10 protein-coding genes and 1 tRNA gene are annotated in these 19,131 nt (G+C 44.2%); 1 reads left to right on the forward strand and 10 read right to left on the reverse strand.

Features of this window, described 5'->3' with window-relative positions:
* Positions 1–3 precede the first annotated feature (3 nt).
* The 6 genes from MHH63_RS22980 to MHH63_RS23005 all read right to left on the reverse strand — a co-directional run bounded on the left by MHH63_RS22980 (position 4) and on the right by MHH63_RS23005 (position 12,703).
* Positions 4–4,347 (reverse strand): glycosyl hydrolase, encoded by a 4,344-nt coding sequence (locus tag MHH63_RS22980; RefSeq protein WP_341172141.1) that lies wholly within the window; start codon positions 4,345–4,347, stop codon positions 4–6.
* Between the two features lie 396 nt (positions 4,348–4,743).
* Positions 4,744–5,088, reverse strand: coding sequence for a hypothetical protein (locus MHH63_RS22985; RefSeq protein ID WP_076179139.1), 345 nt, complete (start codon positions 5,086–5,088; stop codon positions 4,744–4,746).
* Between the two features lie 216 nt (positions 5,089–5,304).
* The gene (locus MHH63_RS22990; protein WP_076279938.1) at positions 5,305–6,405 is read right to left on the reverse strand and encodes a glycerol dehydrogenase; all 1,101 of its coding nucleotides are present in this window, start codon (positions 6,403–6,405) and stop codon (positions 5,305–5,307) included.
* 165 nt (positions 6,406–6,570) lie between these two features.
* Positions 6,571–7,965, reverse strand: a complete 1,395-nt coding sequence (locus tag MHH63_RS22995) for an MATE family efflux transporter (protein ID WP_076135377.1) — start codon at positions 7,963–7,965, stop codon at positions 6,571–6,573.
* A gap of 118 nt (positions 7,966–8,083) precedes the next feature.
* A tRNA-Leu gene (locus MHH63_RS23000) sits at positions 8,084–8,167 on the reverse strand.
* A gap of 228 nt (positions 8,168–8,395) precedes the next feature.
* Positions 8,396–12,703 (reverse strand): bifunctional 2',3'-cyclic-nucleotide 2'-phosphodiesterase/3'-nucleotidase, encoded by a 4,308-nt coding sequence (locus MHH63_RS23005; protein WP_341172142.1) that lies wholly within the window; start codon positions 12,701–12,703, stop codon positions 8,396–8,398.
* An 816-nt stretch (positions 12,704–13,519) separates the two neighbouring features.
* Here MHH63_RS23005 and MHH63_RS23010 point away from each other — a divergent pair.
* Positions 13,520–13,957 (forward strand): hypothetical protein, encoded by a 438-nt coding sequence (locus tag MHH63_RS23010; RefSeq protein WP_076126935.1) that lies wholly within the window; start codon positions 13,520–13,522, stop codon positions 13,955–13,957.
* Between the two features lie 36 nt (positions 13,958–13,993).
* Here MHH63_RS23010 and MHH63_RS23015 read toward each other — a convergent pair whose 3' ends face one another.
* The 4 genes from MHH63_RS23015 to MHH63_RS23030 all read right to left on the reverse strand — a co-directional run bounded on the left by MHH63_RS23015 (position 13,994) and on the right by MHH63_RS23030 (position 19,077).
* On the reverse strand, positions 13,994–14,908 hold the full coding sequence (locus MHH63_RS23015; RefSeq protein WP_341070289.1) for a polysaccharide deacetylase family protein: 915 nt from the start codon (positions 14,906–14,908) through the stop codon (positions 13,994–13,996).
* Positions 14,880–16,202, reverse strand: coding sequence for an MFS transporter (locus tag MHH63_RS23020; protein ID WP_076279935.1), 1,323 nt, complete (start codon positions 16,200–16,202; stop codon positions 14,880–14,882). Before MHH63_RS23020 ends, MHH63_RS23015 begins: the two co-directional genes overlap by 29 nt.
* 153 nt (positions 16,203–16,355) lie before the next feature.
* Positions 16,356–16,889 (reverse strand): DUF1854 domain-containing protein, encoded by a 534-nt coding sequence (locus tag MHH63_RS23025; RefSeq protein WP_051491493.1) that lies wholly within the window; start codon positions 16,887–16,889, stop codon positions 16,356–16,358.
* Positions 16,882–19,077: an ABC transporter ATP-binding protein gene (locus tag MHH63_RS23030; RefSeq protein ID WP_341172143.1), complete on the reverse strand. Its 2,196-nt coding sequence runs from the start codon at positions 19,075–19,077 to the stop codon at positions 16,882–16,884. Before MHH63_RS23030 ends, MHH63_RS23025 begins: the two co-directional genes overlap by 8 nt.
* Positions 19,078–19,131 lie beyond the last annotated feature (54 nt).

Raw genomic sequence — 19,131 nt, forward strand, 5'->3', positions numbered from 1 at the left:
TTTCTATTTAATCGTGATTTGGTCCACATATACGGTAGCACTACCTACTGGATCAGTTGCTGTGGTCATGACTTGAACGCCAATCGCTTGGGTCAAATTACGATCCGCTACCTTGCTGATATCCAGTGTTATTGTAGTAAATCCATTGGCATCTACTGGTGTAGCCGTAGAAGCAGTCCATGTTCCCCAGCTTGAGCCACTTTGGGTAAACAGCTGAGCCATTACACCGCTAACATCGCTTGCATCAATAGGTACAACCTTGATTTTAAGCGTAATTGTTGATGCATTCGCTAAGTTGGTAACCACCACACGACGCAGCTGGAATTGCCCTCCATTCAATGTTAAGTCCGCTTGCATCGAATGAGTTCCCTCAGCATACACAGCATTGCTCACCGATAGATTCTGAGCCAGCGCTGTATTATATTTATTATTTTCATCCACATTGATGCTGAAGCCTTGCAGTGTATTGTCCTCGAAGCCATAGACGACAGCTTCAGGTGCGGTACCATTCTTCAGGGTCCGAACATCATCCAGATACAGCGTAGAAGTTCCCGTACCGCTGAATCCCTCGAGCTTGATACCTATGGCTTTTACACTATTAAGATCAGCAATACCTGCCAAGTTGAGCGAAACCGTAGTAAATCCGCTCGAATCTACTTTCACAGCTCCACTGTCAGCCCAAGCCCAGGTCGATCCCGTCTTAATATACAAACGTGCATCCGCTGTTCCGTTCGACAGTTTAATTTGTGCGCTTAATTTATCTACCGCGCTCAGATCCAAACTGCCATTTTTGCTGAGCTCAAAAGCTCCACCTGAATCGAGTGAGAACAAGGAGCTTAACGAATGAGTTCCTTCAGCAGCCTCATCAGTCGAGATCACTGCCGCGCTTGCACTCGCATTATTTTGCTCTACTGTCCAGTCCTGAGTATCTTTTTCGAAACCATACAACAGCTTCGCCTGTTCTGGCGTGCTGCCAGGGCCTTCGCCCCCGTTAGGAACACCACCTGTTCCATCATTAAACGCTGCAATATCGTCGAAGTACAGCGTACCAGACGTACTTGCTACTATGTCCTTTTTATTTACGTAGATAGACACTGCCCGAATGTCCTTAAGGTTCTCTTTAGTGATTACTTTACCGGCATTTCCTGTATCCCATGGCGCTGGAGCGAACTGGCTGAATGGAATTTCCACCAAGCCAGGTGTCGTACCTGCCAGTGAAGGATAAGCTTCAAAAGAAATGCCGCTTGCATTGACCTGAATAACAAGCTTGTGGTCGCTGCCATCAGGTGCAATCCAGAGCTTCAATTTGTTGGCGTCCGACCAGTCGGCATTATTCATGTTTTTGGTACGACCTGTATAACCTTGGCCATCCACATTATAATCGAATCTCAGGCCATACTTGCCATCATTTTTATGGTCCGCATCAAGTGAGATCGTATTTAGATCACCCGCAGGACTTAATGCCGCACGAAGTAATTCATCATTCCCTTTGTAATTCTCAAAAGTATCTACAATGAATGGGTCCCCATTCCCCTCTACGTCACTTACAAAGATTTGGATCGTTTGTGAAAGTACAGAACCATCCTTTGCATAGGACTTAACAGTAAGCATCACGCCAGTTTCGTCGAAGGCTACACCTGGTGTCCAATCTGCCAAGTAATAGAAACCTTCTGCGTCAGCTGCCATGCTGTACTCTGTTGTGTCATCCCCAATCAGGTAGGTTACTTTATCCACGTCCTGATTCAACACACGAACACGAAGGGTCGATGCTTTTGTCGTGGGCACTGTTTGGTTTGCCGTTGGTGAGGCAATGTGTAAAAAAGGTTGCTCGGTTTCTGTAGTTACCTGTTTCGAATACGCATCCGCAATAGCCACTTCATGGCTGAAGCTTGTATACGGATCATTATAATAGTCTACAAAATCAGGGAGCAGTTCATGATCCCCTAGCCCGTTTGGAGCATTTCTATAAGGGACAAAGATAGAATCTGTATTGAAATTCGCCCAAGTCTGCATGTACGCCATCCGTTTAGCATCCGGATCAGACTGCAGTGCAGCGATTAGCTTGGTAAAGAATTTCAGGTCCTTCGTTCCAGTTGGCTTCACACCCGAATAACCGAACTCAGTAAATGCTGCGATTTTCCCCTTATCATCCGCCAGCTTCGAGATCAGCTTAGCATCCTTCACGACTGAATCAAACCAACCCTCAGTGGTTCCGTCATAATAATTATCGAAGCCAAGGATATCGACATAGTCATCTCCCGGATACGTCTCAAGGAATGTCGCATCTGTGCCGTTAAATGGACTTCCCGGTGAGAACGCATATAAGAAGTTATGCACATCTTTTTTGTCCCTTAAGTATTCAACGGTATAACGATAAATTTCAGCATACTGCTCCTTCGTACGGTAAGGCGCACCCCACCAGAACCAGCCACCATTTTGCTCGTGGAATGGACGGAAAATGACTGGAATAGCTTTACCATCATCATCTTTTAAGTTATTTGCAAAGTCCGCAATCATATCCAGGAATGCATTAAATTCCGCATGTTTGTCACCGCCGGGTAATATATGCGTAAGCACATTCCCTTTGGTGTCATAAAAGTCCTTTCCTGTGACGAAGTTCGGCATATGCGAGCTTAATGTAAGCACGCCGCCTTTTTCATAAGCAGATTTCATCACGCCGATTAATTTATCACGATTCTCCAGCTGGGTTGCGCCTAGATCGCCTGGTTTCTCAAAACCTTCAAGACTAAGCGTATCCCAGCCGAACAGCCCCGGAAGGTCGCCTACTGCATTCTCGACCTCAGATTGCGTTCCGTCCTTTTCAGTAATAGAAAGTCCTTCTGTAGTAGCATGCTGATGTCCAAACAAGATCTCACTGCCGCGGATATCCTGTAAATAGGCGAATAGCGACCTAGTCTCACTACTTGCATCAACATCCGCTAAATTCTCGATACGTCCCACAGGACCCGTCGGGTCTGTCGGTGTCGGTGTTGCTGTTGCTGTCGGTGTCGCTGTTGCTGTCGGTGTTGCTGTTGCTGTCGGTGTCGCTGTTGCTGTCGGTGTTTCCGTTGGTATTGGTGTCGCTGTAGGTGCCGCGGTTGGATTAGTCGGACCTACCGGCGTTGTTGATGAGCCTGATGCCGAGGTAGGCGCTGGGGTAGTCGTTGCTACAGGACCTTGATTGCCTTTGATAATGACAATTGTGCCAGAAGCAATGGGCTTACCGTTCAACGTTACTCCTGTTGCTTTAACGTCCGCTTTTGCAATGTCGCCCTGACCGGAAAGAGTGGTTCCAGTCGCTTTGACAGCTACGTTTAGATTAGCAATCGATGCGCCTTCACCTAGGATCAGCCCCACAGCGCTATTTAGAATTCCCGTGGTGATCATCGTCCCAGTTCCAAACTCCAGTCTTGCTAGACTATCTACCGTTAGCTGAGAAATTTGGGTTGTACCACTCGTGAGGACACGAACCTCACCCTCTTTACGATTTATATTTACTTTGCCTAATGAGCTATTCTTAATAAGAATGGAGTTTATCCCGCCACCTGCAATAAATGTGGTGCCCGTAACCTTAATACCCTCAAGGGTCACTTCGCCGTTACCGATCCCAGCAGTTAGATACAGGTTTCCGTTTATCGTTGCATTTTTTAACACAACACCATCCTGATTAACGACTACATTCCCAGAAACTATTCCTCCTTCAAAGCTTCCAGATTGCGAGTAATAACTCTTCACTATTTTATTAATTAACGTTATAACTTCGGCACGGGTGATCCTTCCAAGCGGCTTAAAGGTTCCATCCTCATACCCTGTAATCAAACCTGAGAGCGCATGAACTGCATCCTTAGCATAAGCCTGAATCTGAGCGGAATCACTAAATCCACTCATCGATGAAGCGCTTTCAGTAGCTTGAAGAGTAAATATCCGAGCCAACATCGTCACCGCATCCTGACGCGTTATATAATCAGTAGCTTGTGCTTTATTCTCTGAGTATCCTTCATAATACCCAGCATATCGTGCCAACGAAAGCTGATCTGCATACCAATCGGTCGCTTTTACATCGGAAAAAGATTGATCTGACTTCATATAGAAACCAAATACCTTATTCAAGATCGTAGCAAACTCAGCTCTTGTAATTCCTTCATTGGGATGAAAAGAACCATCCTGATACCCGTTTAATACGCCATTTTCTACCCACTTCGCAATATTTTGTTGTGCCCAGTGACCCTGTGTATCACCGAATCCCACAGTCGATGGCGCTGCTGCTGCAGAAATTACAGAGGGGAAAGGAGACATTATCATTGCACAGGCAAGTATACTCCCCAGCCACTTTTTCGCTTTTTTCATTCCTAATTCTCCTTCGAAAATGAATGGATTTGATAATAAGAATAGCCAACCAGCTGTTATGAACCCAATAACTATCTGTCCTTATAGAAGACAATTACAGACCTACTCGCTAACTATTCACCTCCACATACTCAGCTTCGTTATTAATAACAAACACTAACAAAATATTTTAATTTCGTTAGATATTTCGGTATATGCAAGATTATAGCGGTTACATTGGCATAAAACAATCTAAATATTCCCTTTTGTTATAATTATTTTATTGTTTGCGTTAGTATTATTGTTATTAATTCCGAAAATAAATAACAAAATTCAATTTAATATAACAAAAACAGACACCCCGCAGGAGTGCCTCCCAATAATCATATAGATGAGATCCGATTCATTTATCATGTTTTATTGGTGGCACGGAAACACAGTTGTACCTTCCCGCACCTCTTTCGTCAGATCGTCCATAGTGACAAGATTACGTGTAGTTCCGAGAACGATAATGACATAATACGATTGCCCACTTGAATCCTCGAGCACTACCTGATAACCCGACCCTCCAAATAAGGGTTTGCAAATCGTTGCAACTCTCAGCGACGCACTTTCCGTGTACTCTTTGCGCACATAATCCATTCCAAGGCTTCCTGCTGCCTGCTTGTTCTGACGCTCCGAATTTCCGTGAATTACTGCTATTATTACCGCTCCAATAATTATGATAATAAGGACTAGATAACCTAAATGTTTTTTTCTCATCTTTCCTCCTTATTACATAGAGTGATATTGGCTCAGCAACGGGGCGATTAGCAATAATCTCGTTTCCGTAGGCACCCTATCCCGTGATTAAGTATGCCGAAGCCGATACCTATAAGCATAATTTTACCCCTACTCTACTTCAACAGCTTAACCTATATAAAAACAAAAGGCACCCCCAAGGGCGCCTTCATTATCACTACATATTAGTTGTGCTAGTTATTTATAAGACTCTGCCAGCGAGTTCGCCACCACTATCGCATTGTACACATCTTCCGGAGTAACCGGGAACGGCATATTGCCCATTGTGTCTCCTTCTGCACAAGCAGCTTCAGCAACTTGGCGCCATTCGGATTCGATAAATTCCGTGCACCCCAGATCGGCGAGGGTTAGCGGAAGATCTACATCCTTGATAAGCTTAATGACAGTTTCCAGCTCCTCATTTGAGGCATTTTCCAGTACTAACTGGGCTAAAAGACCAAACGTAACCTTTTCACCATGCTGAGCTTTGTGTAGTGAAGGAACGGCTGTCATCCCATTATGAATAGCATGCGCGGCAGCCAGACCACCAGATTCAGCACCCACACCACTTAGATAAATTGTCGCTTCAATGGTCTCCTCCACCGCGCGTGTATAGAGCTTCTGATCAACCGCACGTTTTGCTTTTACCGCATTCTTAAGTAGAGCTTCATAACAAAGTCTTGATATACCTAGACCCGTTGTAGAAGGTTTCATAAGTACGAGATTGTCGCCATTAGAGGCATAACAAGCACGGGCTTCAAAATAAGTAGCCAGTGCGTCGCCAATTCCAGCTGCGAAAAAACGGGAAGGCGCTGAAGCTAAAATCGCTGTATCCGCCAAGACCACATCCGGATTACTTGGGAGGAATAAGTATTGATCAAATGAACCATCTTTATTATAAATGACAGCCAGCGCTGTACATGGTGCATCAGTAGATGCAATCGTCGGAAAAATAACTACAGGCAGCTTCTCATAATACGCAGTAGCTTTGGCGGTGTCCAGTGTTTTACCTCCACCGATACCGACGATGATATTCGCCCCAGCTTTACGGGCAAGTTCCCGATTACGATCAATCTCTTCCTGAGTACATTCATAATTGAATTTTTCAAAAGTAGCCTTATTCCCCGCACCTTCGATGGAACTTCCCGCCTCTTTCTTAGCACGTTCCAAAATGAACTCATCACAGATCACATAGGCATGATCGCCAAACGCCTTAATATACTCATTCAGATCTGACAGTAAGTTATGGCCGGAGATAAATTTCTTTGGTGAAGTAACGGATCTAACGAAATGTGACATTGTGCAAGACTCCTTGTTGTGTGTTTTAGTAAGCATAAAGACGCAATTCCTACATATTATTACCCCGCTACCCAAGAAATACTCAAGCTGCATTCTCCAAAGGCACTCATCAGAGCATGCAAAAAAAGACACCCCTCAGGGCGTCCTTTGATTTTTTTATATCTATTATATAACACGATGCTGAACCCATTTCTTGCCCATAAATCGCCGCAGGAAAATCAAACCTCTGATCCCCCACTCACAATTCATCGCCAGCCAAACGCCGAGTATACCAAAGTTCAGAACAATACCTAAGATGTATCCGAGCACTACACGGAACAGCCACATCGTAAGCATTGAAACCATGGAGGTAAACTTGGAATCCCCTGCTGCTCTAAGCGCCGAAGGTGTAATAAAGCTTATGGACCATAACGGAATTTGCGCAATCGTATTGATGAGCACAATCAGGAAGATATCACCCACAATCTCAGCAGGAGGATGGAACATTGACACTAATGGATTGAAAAAAGGCATAATCAGCAACCCCATCACCACCAGGGAAAGAGAAGAGGTGACAAGGAATGATTTAATAAATTTTCGAGCATCCTTAACATTATTGCTTCCCATACATTGTCCCACCACTGTAATAATCGTCAAGGACAACGCATTCCCCGGGATTTGCATAATCCCTGCAAAGGAGGAGGCAATCGCATTAGTCGCAAGTGCATACGTACCCAGACTAACGATGAAGATCTGAGTCAGAATTTTACCACCGTTAAAGAACATCTGCTCCGCCGCAAACGGCATCCCGATGAACATTATTTTTTTCAGCATAGACAGCTTAACCGCTACAAGATCGCGAATACGGATATGCAGATCGTTGTCCAATCGGAATAGATAATAAAGTGCGCAGAACGCCCCCAGGTATCTAGCTATATTTATAGAAATGGTCATCCCCAGAACACCCATATGCAACAGGTTAATAAAGACGAGATTCAATAAGACATAAGTTAAATTCATAATTAGCGAAAGTACAAGCGAGGCCCTCGTTCTACCAATTCCACGAAGAGCACCACATACCGCTTCCACAACAGCTATACCAAGATAAGAGATACAGCTCCCGATTAAATATATTCGGGCGTTCTCCATAACCTCCGGTGAGGCCGCTCCAAATAGTAAATTCAACAGCGGATTGTGAAAAAGAATTCCGAACATCCCAATAGCAAATGCCATCAGCGAAACAGATGACGTAGCACCTGCCGTAGCTTTTGACACCATGAGGTCATTGCCGCTCCCTTTATACTGCGCAACAACAACCGTCCCACCTGTTGAGACGGCAATAAACACACTAATGAGAAAAATATTAAGAGAATCTATCATATTGACCGCACTGATAGCTGCCACACCAGACGAGCTTATCATAGCTGTATTCACTAGATTAAGACCCACCACAAAGGCCTGATCCACTAGGATAGGGATGAATAAAGCAATCATCTGACGATAATCTATCGATTCACCAGAGAAATACTTTTCTAGAAACCGCACACTTTGCTTCGTATTTACACCTACATTAGGCTCCATCTTTGCTTCACTTCTTTTACATAGAGTTTGTCAAATTGAATTATGCGTATAAATAGAAAAAGGCTCTTCAGGTTGAAGAGCGATTCAAAAGTATTGCCTGTTTATATGCACTTAGGTATGCGGTCGAGAGGACTCGAACCTCCACGGGGGTTAGCCCACACGGACCTGAACCGTGCGCGTCTGCCAATTCCGCCACGACCGCACAAGATATAAAAAAAATACAGTGCAGAATATAATTTAACATGATTTCACAGAAAGAGCAACAACAAATTTAACAAGTAAAAGCGCCTTCGGTGTCCTTGTAAGGGCAGTAAGCGTTTAAGGGAAGACTATAAGAGTATTGGTGTCACTTATACTTTCTTATATTTAAAAAAAGTGTATCGATGCCCTCAAGAGGATCATCGATACACTTTTAGTTAGAACAATAGAATTATGATGCTTGTCCAAGCATGCGATAGATGATAACCGCTGCTTGAGCGCGATTAGCTATACCCTTAGGTGCAAATTTCCCACCATCAACACCGTTGACGATTCCCAATTGAGTTAGCTGTGCGATAGCCTCTTGTGCATAAGGAGCAATACTGGATTTGTCTGCAAACTTACCCAATGCTGCATTTTTATCAATCGGCTGTAGTTTGTCTTTCAGTGCGTTAGCAACCATAATGGCCATCTCTTCACGAGTCACTTCACGACCCGGTTCAAATTTGCCATTTCCAGAGCCTTGTACAAGTCCAGCCTTCACCGCAAGGGCGATAGAATCCGTGTACCAAACTCCTTGTTTAACATCGTTGAACGAACTGGTTGTCGCTGAACCCGTAAGATTCAGTGCGCGTACCAGCATCGTAACGAACTCTGCTCTAGTCACTGTTTTGGTTGGCGCAAAAGTATTTGCATCCAGACCTTTCAGAATGCCCTTAGCAGCCAATGCTTCAATAGCTTCTTTCGCCCAAGCTACCTTGCCCAGATCCTTGAAGTTTGCTGCTGGCGCAGTAGTTGGTGCAGGTGTTGCCGTTGGTGCTGTTGATGGTGCTGGTGTTGCTGTTGGTTTCACGGTTGGAGTAGGCGTTGGAGTTACACCGGTAGAACCGCCTCCACTGCCACTGCCTGATCCCGAATCAGCCTTTAATTTATTAATAATACGACCTTCAATGGCTGCTTTAATCTCTTTGCCATTAAACGTCTTTACAATGTAGTCGTAGAACACGTCCAAATCAATAGGTCCAGCCAATGAATCACTAGCTTGAGTCAGAACCTTGTAGTTATCTCCACCCGCAGCCATAAAGTTATTTACTACTGCTGTATATTTCTGCGTAGGATTAATTGGTGTTCCATCAGTTAGTGTGAGGCTCGCAATACGATCGGCTACTGGCAGATACATATTCGCTGTATATTTCAGTCCGGAAATTTGCAGCGTTTTGATATCTGGTGTTCCATCAGCTTTTACATTCCATTGCTGTTGCAGCAATGTTTTGATTTGCGCTCCGGTTAGTGTCAGCTTCACAAGCGTGTTGCCGAATGGCTGAATTTTAGCCAGATCGCCGAAGGTTACAGGACCTTTCGGAAGGTCCGCACGGATACCGCCTGGATTCATAAAGGCGAAATCGGCAGCTTTTGCACCATCGCCGAAGTCAGCATTACGCATAGAGTCAGCAATCAGATTACCAAGTGCAGCCTCATTATTGTAAGCATCGGTACGAGTGATAGTTCCGTCCGTTGTACCCACTGGTTGAGTGAGTTCAGGATGCTTCTCAAGGTAAGCATTAACCAGTGCCACACTTTCCGGATCTGGTGTTACCCCATCATGGAAGGTGGAAGTTACCACAGCAGACTTGTCCTTCACGTCACCTGTTTTAGGATCAATGATCAACTTGATATCCTCAAATGCTGTACCGTAAGAATAAGCTTGTACAATCAGCTTGCCGTTTACTGTTCCATTTGCAAGTGCATGGTTATCACCAGCAACGATAACATCAACAGGGGATTCCGCAGGAAGCGCATTGGCTAGATCAGCCGCTTCACCTGTAGTCACACCATCTTTGGTTGTTGCAGGATCATGTGCAAGCACGATAATCGTCTCAACACCTTTAGATTGAAGCTCCTTAGCGTATTTCTCAACAGCCGCCACTTCCTCTTCAGGCGTGAGGAAATGCACGCCAGCCGTACCGGAAGGTGCTACCTTACTTGGTGTGGATTTCGTTACAAGACCAATAAAGCCGATCTTCACACCGCCCACTTCTTTGATTACATAAGGATTAATAATTGGCTCGCCAGTTTCGGCATCCACTGCATTCGCATTAACATAATCAAAGTTTGTACCCTTGTGGGTAACGTTGCTATCCTTAGGGTCCACTCCGCCGTTCAATTGTGTCATTAGCGCTTTGACACCTTGGTCAAATTCATGGTTTCCTAGGGAGCCCACATCAAATCTCATCAAGTTCATCCACTCAATCGTCGGCTCATCGCGCTCAAGTGAAGATACTGGAGCAGATGCACCTACGGAATCTCCGTTATGGAAGAGTAGAGAATTATCGTATTTAGCCTGTGCTTCTTTCAGATAAGTCGCAAGAATAGCGGCTGTTCCCACGTTCTTATTGTTTACGACAGACACCGTATCCAGTTGACCGTGGAAATCATTAATTCCAAGAAGGTGAACTTCTACGTCCTTAGCTGGTAGAGCCAATTCATAAATACTAAATCCCTTAATATCTTTTTCACCAGTGTCCTTAATGTTGGCCGGCATAACTTTCGCCGCTTCTGGTGACGAAGTAAACGTGAGATTTACGTCATCCGAAAGTGGAGCCAAAGACCAGTTGCCATCCGCAGAAGGATCTATTGTACCTACTTCTTTGATGTAGTCCATAAGGATCTGGCGATTCTCATCTTGGGAATCGACTAGAATCTCCGAACCCTTCACACCTGGGAAATTCCCTCCGCCACTTGCACGGTAGTTGTTAGTTACAACAATAAAGTCTTGGTTAGGATCCAACGTTTTACCTTTATACGTAATTTGCTTCACACGACTCGATGAAGCATCGTTAATCACACCGGTAGGACTATATTTTGCAGGTTTGGTTACATCAATTGTGTACTTAATGCCATCAATAACATCGAAGTTATAAACAGCAAACTCCCCATTCAGCAAGCTTTGTGGAGCTGTGATGTCTTCTTTGATGGTATTAAACGCACCCGCACTCATTTCAACCCATTCCTTAACAACAGAACCTTTAACTTTAATAGCTTTCAGCGTGTTGTCATACAAATACAAGTCACTTGCACTACGAATAGTCAGTGGACCTTTCTCAATACTCGTGTACTCTGAAGGACCGTTACGCCCAGCCTTGAAAGGAGCACCTACACTGAGAATCGGAAGATTTTTATACTGTGGAAGATTGGTATCAATATACTTCTCCACATACCACTTCTGGGCATTGGTAACAATCTGCACGGTAGGGTCGTCCTGAACCATTGCAAAATAGCTGTTCATCGGAGCGGTAGTAACACCTAGCTCTTGACCTGTATAGTCAATAGTAGCTTGGTGATCTGCTGCAACAGCAGCATCAACAGCAGCATCCGGTATAGCATTGGCTATGGAGCGGGTTGAGGCAATGGATTTATCTTTATCCACTTCCCATTTTCCGCCTACTTCCACCAATTTGAGATCAATCAGGCCCAAGTAACCCCCACCATAACCCGCTTGCACGGCTGGAGTCCCGTTAATGTGGCCGTAAACATTATCAACAACAGATTGAGCGTTATTATACGCCTGCCCTGTTAATGGATCCTTGAAAGAAGCGTCCAGGGATTTATTATCAACTGTTGGGAACACCTTGTGAGTGTGTGAGAAAGTAATCGCATCAATGCCGTCAACCTTACTTAAAAGATTGATAGCATTCTCTGCACCAGTACCTGCAACTGCAGTTGCATCGAAGCCGGTATGTGCCATTGCTACGATTACATCGACACCCTCACTCTTCATGATAGGAACATATTTTTCTGCTGTTTCAGCAATGTCCTTAGCAATGACTTTGCCTTCCAGATTAACCTTGTCCCATTCCATAATCTGCGGGGTCACAAGACCAAGCACACCGACTTTAATATCCCGGAGCTGGTTATCGCTGTCCACTATTTTTTTATCAAGAATGACATAAGGTTCAAAAGCATTTACGTCATTATCTGGATTACCATCTTTATCATCAATATATATATTGGCATTTACATAGGGGAAGTCCGCACCACTCAATGGGTTATTAGCACTGCCCTTAATAGTCCGATTTAAGAATTCCAGCCCATAATTGAATTCATGATTACCAAAAGTCGCAACATCATATTCCATAATATTCATAGCCGCAATCATAGGGTGTAGCTTAGTCTCTGATTCTACTAAATTACTTTCATTCGCGATGTAAGTACCCAATGGCGTACCTTGAATCAAGTCCCCATTGTCGAGCAGAAGATTATTATCAGGATATTCGCTCCTAGCATAAGTAACCAACGTAGCTGTCCGATCGAGTCCTACAGTTGTAGAAGCCGCATTCTTAAAATAGTCCCAGCCGTAGACATTGGTGTGCACGTCCGTCGTGCTCATCAGCCGGAGTTTGGCTGTGGCTGCGGATGCTGCTTCAGCTTTATCTGTACCCCAAGCTGCACCCAAACCAATACCTCCAAACACCTGCAAAGAAAGCACTGCAGTTGCTAATACAGAAGCAATCGGCTTATTCCATCGTGTCTTCCATCCCATAATAATATTAGTCCTCCCTATCATTTTCACATAATTTCTGTGATATTATATCACACAAACATAACCAATTATCATATAATTGTAAAAATAATATAAAACAATGTTAAATATAATAACATAAGAAGAAAGACCTAGACTTATGAATCCGTTTTTATAGGTCAAGAGTCAATAGATGCAAAAAGAACACATCTTCACCAGATGTGTCCTAAAAACAATCCTATATAAAGTCTAGAAAAGTCGAATCTATATCTGGCACTACTTTTTACCCATTCATAGCAGTAATCCCAAAACAAATTGCAGTTATTAGAGATAAGGGTGTCATTACAAGTTTTTCTTTCATGCTCCTCGACAATAAGTTCATTATAGTATTAAGCATTAAATAGACGGCAAAAAAATAACATACCCTTCTATCAAAAGGTAATCCAATAGAGATCACATTCCCTGCCTGCAATAAGTACAGGATGGCAATTAGCTGTATCACTACTGAAACTCCACACGCGACTCTCATTTGTGGAGGCATAATTCTATGCCTTCCTCCCATTGCAAATTCCCCATAAGGCAATCCCAGAGACAGCAGTATATAAAGAATCACTGCTCCCAAAAAAGTAATACTCCCAATCCATGCTGATATCAAGTTTTCACCCCTCCATAATTTATTTATCACACATTAAATTATATGAGTGTAATGAATTATTATGGGCATCAACACAAGTGGTAGCTCTTTCACCCAAATATTTTTTTATGATGAACTAGCACAAGCAACACAAAAATATCTGAGTAATATAGAAGTAAATAGACCAATGAGGTGATCCACAAATGGCAAATACAACGAAGATTCGCAAACGTGCTGAACAGCTGAAAGGTAGACCCGTGTGCATTACGTTACATGATGGACGTACGTATATAGGATGGATAACCGGCCTCGATAAGAATGGACTGACCCTTTCCAAACCACGTAAAAACAAACACAGAAAATCAAAAAAACACTCTTCTTCCCGCTCCCGGAAAGCAAACGTATCAGGATTAATGCCCTTATTCGGCTCACTTTTCGGAATGGGTGGAGGCGCTCTAGGCTCCGCAGGAGCAGGGGCTGCCAGTTCTGGAGGCGGTGGTTTTGGCGGATTTGGCGGGTTCGGGGGAATCGGCAACTTTATTGGAATGGTACAAAAAACTATGCCGGTTATGAAGATGGGCTACAATATGATTAAATCTATTTCCCCCTTCCTTAACGGGCTAAAAGGATTAATGGGATAATCAAAAGACACCCCTCAAGGTGTCTTTTATTTTTGCTCATAATCTTATCAGGTTCTTTAACAATCTGCCTGCAGATCTTAACCGTGGACGTTTTAAATGCTCCTGTACATAACGATAATTCGTCAATTCAACCTTAGCATCACTGAGGGCATAGGTAAAATCATCATCAAAGGGCAACTTATACTCCCAAACTCGCTTACTCCAGTGCGGAATATTTGCTTGCATCCATGGATCGTCTATCCCGGGATGAATATAGGTCTCACTAACGCCATCCGGCAACGAATACAGCTTAGCAATAATAGATCTTTTAAAACTTTCATACGTCTCGCCTTCCTCTACACCAAAAGGATGCGATAGCAAATAGTCGGGAATCGGCACCCCAAACGTATCCGCCAGCCCTGCTCCAAGGGCAACTGGTCGTTCAATATTTTTCAGCGATGCCAAAAGCGGATCCTCAGCATGGATGTATCTGAAGAATCGTGAGGGCAATCCCCAGCGCGAAATTTTCCACAACGTCTGCGGTAGCAAGCTGCGTCCTGTTTCCATTCCGTATAAACTACCCATGTGGTTGTCTACATGGCTAATCACTATTCCCGACTGTTTCACTCGCTCGTACTGCGCATCTATCTCCTTTAGTACGGCTTTTGTCTGCGCTCCCTGTTCGAACTCTTTTACCGTCCTATATTGATGTCCGCTCTCGTCGTGAAGAGAAGTCTCTCCCGTCAGGCTCGCCCAGCGCAAAGCCTCAAATTCACTAGTCATCGTCAAGTGAAGTCCCACATTCCGTTGTTGTCTGCGACTACACCATGCAGCGGCCTCCTCAAACCCAGGGGCCACCGCCATAATCGTTGCTGAGGATACCTTTTCCTCTTCCAGCAGATGTTTAATCGCCTGATTCATGGGGGGACTTTGCCCAAAATCATCACAATTGATGATTAATTTTTTGTTCATAGTCAGCCTCACCTCTCAAAGAGTCCATAAATGTAAATTTCATTGTGAAGGATATGACAACAGCTATGGCCAACAGACATAATGGCACCACACTTATTAAATACCTAAATGTCGCTTCAGGATTGGACCCTGGGTCATCGCCGCCTTGATAGCCAAAGATCATACCTACAATGAAAAAAGCTAACGCAGAGATTAACCCGCTTGAACGAGTGATGAATCCGCTTACAGCCGTGTAGATTCCTTCTCTTCTCAGACCTGTTTTTTCCGCATCCTCATCAATAATCTTGCCACCTACTATTGCTGGGGTCACTAGAAATCCGGCTAATCCGAAACCGACAACTACGCCAGCAGCCACGCCACTTAAGAGGTCATAACCAAACCATAACGGAATTACCGATAACGCATATAAGATCAGTGATAACCGCCACGCCTTGACCCCGTCCATCTTACGAATCATCCAGTACCACACGAATACTAATGGAATGACCGAAACAAAAACAGCTGCGAGTAAAATCGATACCTGAGCCTCTGAGATATGAAGTACATATTTTGCATAAAAAGGAATCATCGAGCTTACAAGTCCATTCACCGTTTGGGCAAAAGAGTTCGAAATATTAAACACCCAAAACTTTTTATTCCGAATGGTCTCCCGAAAAGCCGGAATCAACTTCAAGGGTTCCTGCTCTGTGGGCTCCTTCTTTTCTTGGACATACATCATACATAAAAACATAAACACTCCAAAGAGACAGGCATACACTATAGCCATATTAGAGAAACCAATAGCTGCAAAAATAATTGGGGTTAAGGCAGTACCGATTAACAAAGCTACAACTTGATAGCCTTGCTGAATCGCAGAGGCTTTTGCCCGAATACGGTCTCCACGGAAGAGCTCCGGGAGTAACGCTCCATAATTCACCCATAACACAGTGGCGACAGCCTCATAGAAAATAAGTGTGACTAGAAACCAAGTGAACAATCCATTTTCAGATAATCCGCCGGGAGGGGAGAAAACCAGTACAAATGCCAGCATGAATAACGGAATTGAGCCAAACACCCATGGTCTGCGTCGACCCAAACGAGTATCTGTGCGATCTGACCAATAGCCGAATAACGGATTGTTTACCGCATCCCAGATCAGAAAGATGGTTCTGGCTAATGTAGCAAGTCCAATGCCCAATCCTAATTTTTCAACATAAAAGTAACTGTAAAATGAACTAAATGCCTGACTGGGAACCATCATCGCAAACATCCCTAAAGCAAAGGTGTACGGCGAATTGATCCATTTATGCTTCACTCACATACCTCCCCTATGGTAAAGATCCGGTTGTAATATATTACCATACCGAAGAGAGAACGCCATCAAATTTTTCCTTAGCAGAAACTACGGATAAAAAAAGAGGCCCCGCAGACCATCAACAAATGGCTGCGGAGCTTTTTCATAACTAGACTATAAAACATCCTTCAGCTTGCTCCGGCTCTGAACATCCAGGGCTAGATAATCACGGATTTCGCATCTTTTTCCATTGATATCCGTAAGAATGATTCGTTTATGACTTGGATACTGCATATGCTCGTGCAGGTTCCGCATAACGATCCGGGTCTGGCCCAGATTCGTTTGCAGCTCCCAAATCCACATATCCGCTTTTTGCTTAATAGAATCAATGCGGGTTACAACCGGGAGAAAATACCGCAGCCGGAGCTCTGTATCCACTTCCACCCGACTTTCTTCATCGAGCTGATCAATGTCACGAATGACCCCGATTTCCTCACTCTTGGAGTTACGGACGGAAATATACTCCGTGGTGTATTGAAAAGGAAATATTCGAAAAAGAATTAATTCCTCATATACCTGACCCTCCACCACTCCTTGAAACACGCCACCTTGACTGCGGCTAAAAGAGATTGCACCCGGTTCAAGAATGTTAATCTCATAGGGATCTTTAGGATTCAATTCCCCGTTAACAAGATTCGGATCACTCATGCATCTCAACCCCCTTAATCTGCGGCATTTCCTTCTGTGCCTCAACTAGCTTGAAGTAAGCACCTTCTGCAGCAAGCAATTCCTCATGTGTACCCACTTCAATGATCTTCCCGCGTTCAAGCACTACAAGACGGTTCGCATTTCTTAGCGTGGATAATCGATGGGCAATCGCGAATGTCGTTCTGCCTTTTACCAGTCGCGAGATCGCTTCTTGAATTTGCCGCTCGGTCACTGTATCTACAGAAGCTGTTGCTTCATCTAGGATTAGAATTCGCGGATCGTGAATTATTGCTCGGGCAATAGACACTCGCTGCTTCTCTCCACCGGACAATTTATGGCCACGTTCCCCAACTCTTGTATCATAGCCATCCGGCAATTGAACGATAAAATCATGGGCGTTGGCAATTTTTGCAGCGCGCATGATTTCTAATTCCGTAGCGTCCGGTTTAGAATAGGCAATATTCTCAGCAATCGTTCCGTCGAATAGAAACGTCTCCTGCAGCACTACACCGATCTGACTACGCAGATCTGACTGGCTGATATTTCGGATGTCCACACCATCGATGGTAATGGTTCCCTCATCTGTATCATAGAAGCGACAGATCATATTAATGAACGTCGACTTACCGGCACCTGAATGTCCGACCAGACCAATCATCTCGCCCGCACCCACTTTTAAATCCACGTTCTTGAGCACAGGATGATGTTTTTCGTATCCATAAGTAACCCGCTTAAACTCAACCTCACCGTTTACGCGGCCGATGGCTGCTGGATTCACAGTATCAGGCACATCTGACGGTGTATCCATAATTTCAAAGACCCGATCTGCTGCTGAAATCGCATGGCTGGCCCAGTTGATCATTTGGCTCACCCACTGCAAAGGTCCGAGAAGCATCCCAAGGTAGGTCACCAAAGCGATTAGCGTACCGATGGATAATTGGCCCTGTAGCACCGTTTTCCCGCCATAAAACCAAATTAATAACGTACCCACACCAGCAACCAACGCAAAAGCAGGAAACATCCCCTGCCATAAGCCTTCGATCCGAATATTATGCCGAACCAGCTCCTTATTGGCGACTGTATAACGTGACATCTCTGTTGTTTCCTGACCGAATGCTTTGACTACACGAATCCCCTGCAAAGAATCGCCAACCAAAGCGTTTAATCTAAAAATAGATCTCCACTGCTGGTACCAACGTCTGCCAATCATCGGCCATAACACGGTCGACAGCACCACCATAAGCGGCATAGGCAGCATAGCAAGCAGCGTTAGCTTCCAATCCATACTGAACATAATAGTGAAAATAGCGATTACCCGCAGCGATTCACCCGAGACCCAGATTACACCGTCAGTCATAAATTGCCGCATCGCCTCTGAATCATTATTCACCCGTCCAATAAATTGCGAAGATTGTCTTCGGTCGAAAAAAGATAAAGATAATTTCATCAAGGAATGATACACATCATGACGAAGATCACCCATGATTTTGGAACCAATCCATACCCCTATAAGTCCACGTAGCGTCTGCATTAAAGTAATTACTAAGGATGTGGCTGCTAGCCCGATCACAATCCATAGAAGCGTTGAGCCCATATCCTTTTCTGTCAACACATTATCAACGATCATCTTCGTCAAAAATGGTGGAACAAGCTCTACCAATGTAGTAAAAATCAACATAATCGCCGCGGCGATCATTTGGATCTTATAAGGCTTAGCGTAACTCAACATCCGAAATAGAACCTTGCCGTTACTCTTGCACACCGGACAAGCTTGTGAATCTTCCGGCAGCGGATTGCGGCATTTTGGACAATTTCTTGGAAACTCTTTTTCAGAAGCGGTTGGCCGTTCCTCGCCTTTAGCTACAGCGCCAATTAATTTAGAAGCAAAACCAAATATAGAGGTAAGTGATGCTGTATAACGTATAAGTATAATAGGCCCCTCTTGGGTATCCACAAGCAACGAACCGCCGCCTACCCCGCCTACTACCCGGGCATCGGTAATATTCGAGACTAGAAGCTTTGAGACCAGTTTCCCGTCCGTCCCCCAAACGGAAACCTCCTTCTCAGTCAATACAAGCCACTGCTCACCGAATTGCCCATCTTTCATTAAATCAGATACAGAGTGAAATAAAGGTTGTTCTGTAAGCTGTATTTCTATAGACTTGGGAAGTTTATCAATAGATGTCATACATTTCTCCCCTTTCTTTACCCACCTATTTACTCACATATATTTACAGTGGTA

Source organism: Paenibacillus sp. FSL H3-0310 (genome assembly GCF_038002785.1).
GTDB classification, from domain to species: Bacteria; Bacillota; Bacilli; order Paenibacillales; family Paenibacillaceae; genus Paenibacillus_AQ; species Paenibacillus_AQ odorifer.

Coding starts and splice junctions, on each gene's coding strand:
- MHH63_RS23015 (WP_341070289.1), bottom strand. CDS start 14,908: ATGAACAAAAAATTAATCATCAATTGTGATGATTTTGGGCAAAGTCCC.
- MHH63_RS23025 (WP_051491493.1), bottom strand. CDS start 16,889: ATGAGTGATCCGAATCTTGTTAACGGGGAATTGAATCCTAAAGATCCC.
- MHH63_RS22995 (WP_076135377.1), bottom strand. CDS start 7,965: ATGGAGCCTAATGTAGGTGTAAATACGAAGCAAAGTGTGCGGTTTCTA.
- MHH63_RS23030 (WP_341172143.1), bottom strand. CDS start 19,077: ATGACATCTATTGATAAACTTCCCAAGTCTATAGAAATACAGCTTACA.
- MHH63_RS23010 (WP_076126935.1), top strand. CDS start 13,520: ATGGCAAATACAACGAAGATTCGCAAACGTGCTGAACAGCTGAAAGGT.
- MHH63_RS22985 (WP_076179139.1), bottom strand. CDS start 5,088: ATGAGAAAAAAACATTTAGGTTATCTAGTCCTTATTATCATAATTATT.
- MHH63_RS22990 (WP_076279938.1), bottom strand. CDS start 6,405: ATGTCACATTTCGTTAGATCCGTTACTTCACCAAAGAAATTTATCTCC.
- MHH63_RS23005 (WP_341172142.1), bottom strand. CDS start 12,703: ATGGGATGGAAGACACGATGGAATAAGCCGATTGCTTCTGTATTAGCA.
- MHH63_RS22980 (WP_341172141.1), bottom strand. CDS start 4,347: ATGAAAAAAGCGAAAAAGTGGCTGGGGAGTATACTTGCCTGTGCAATG.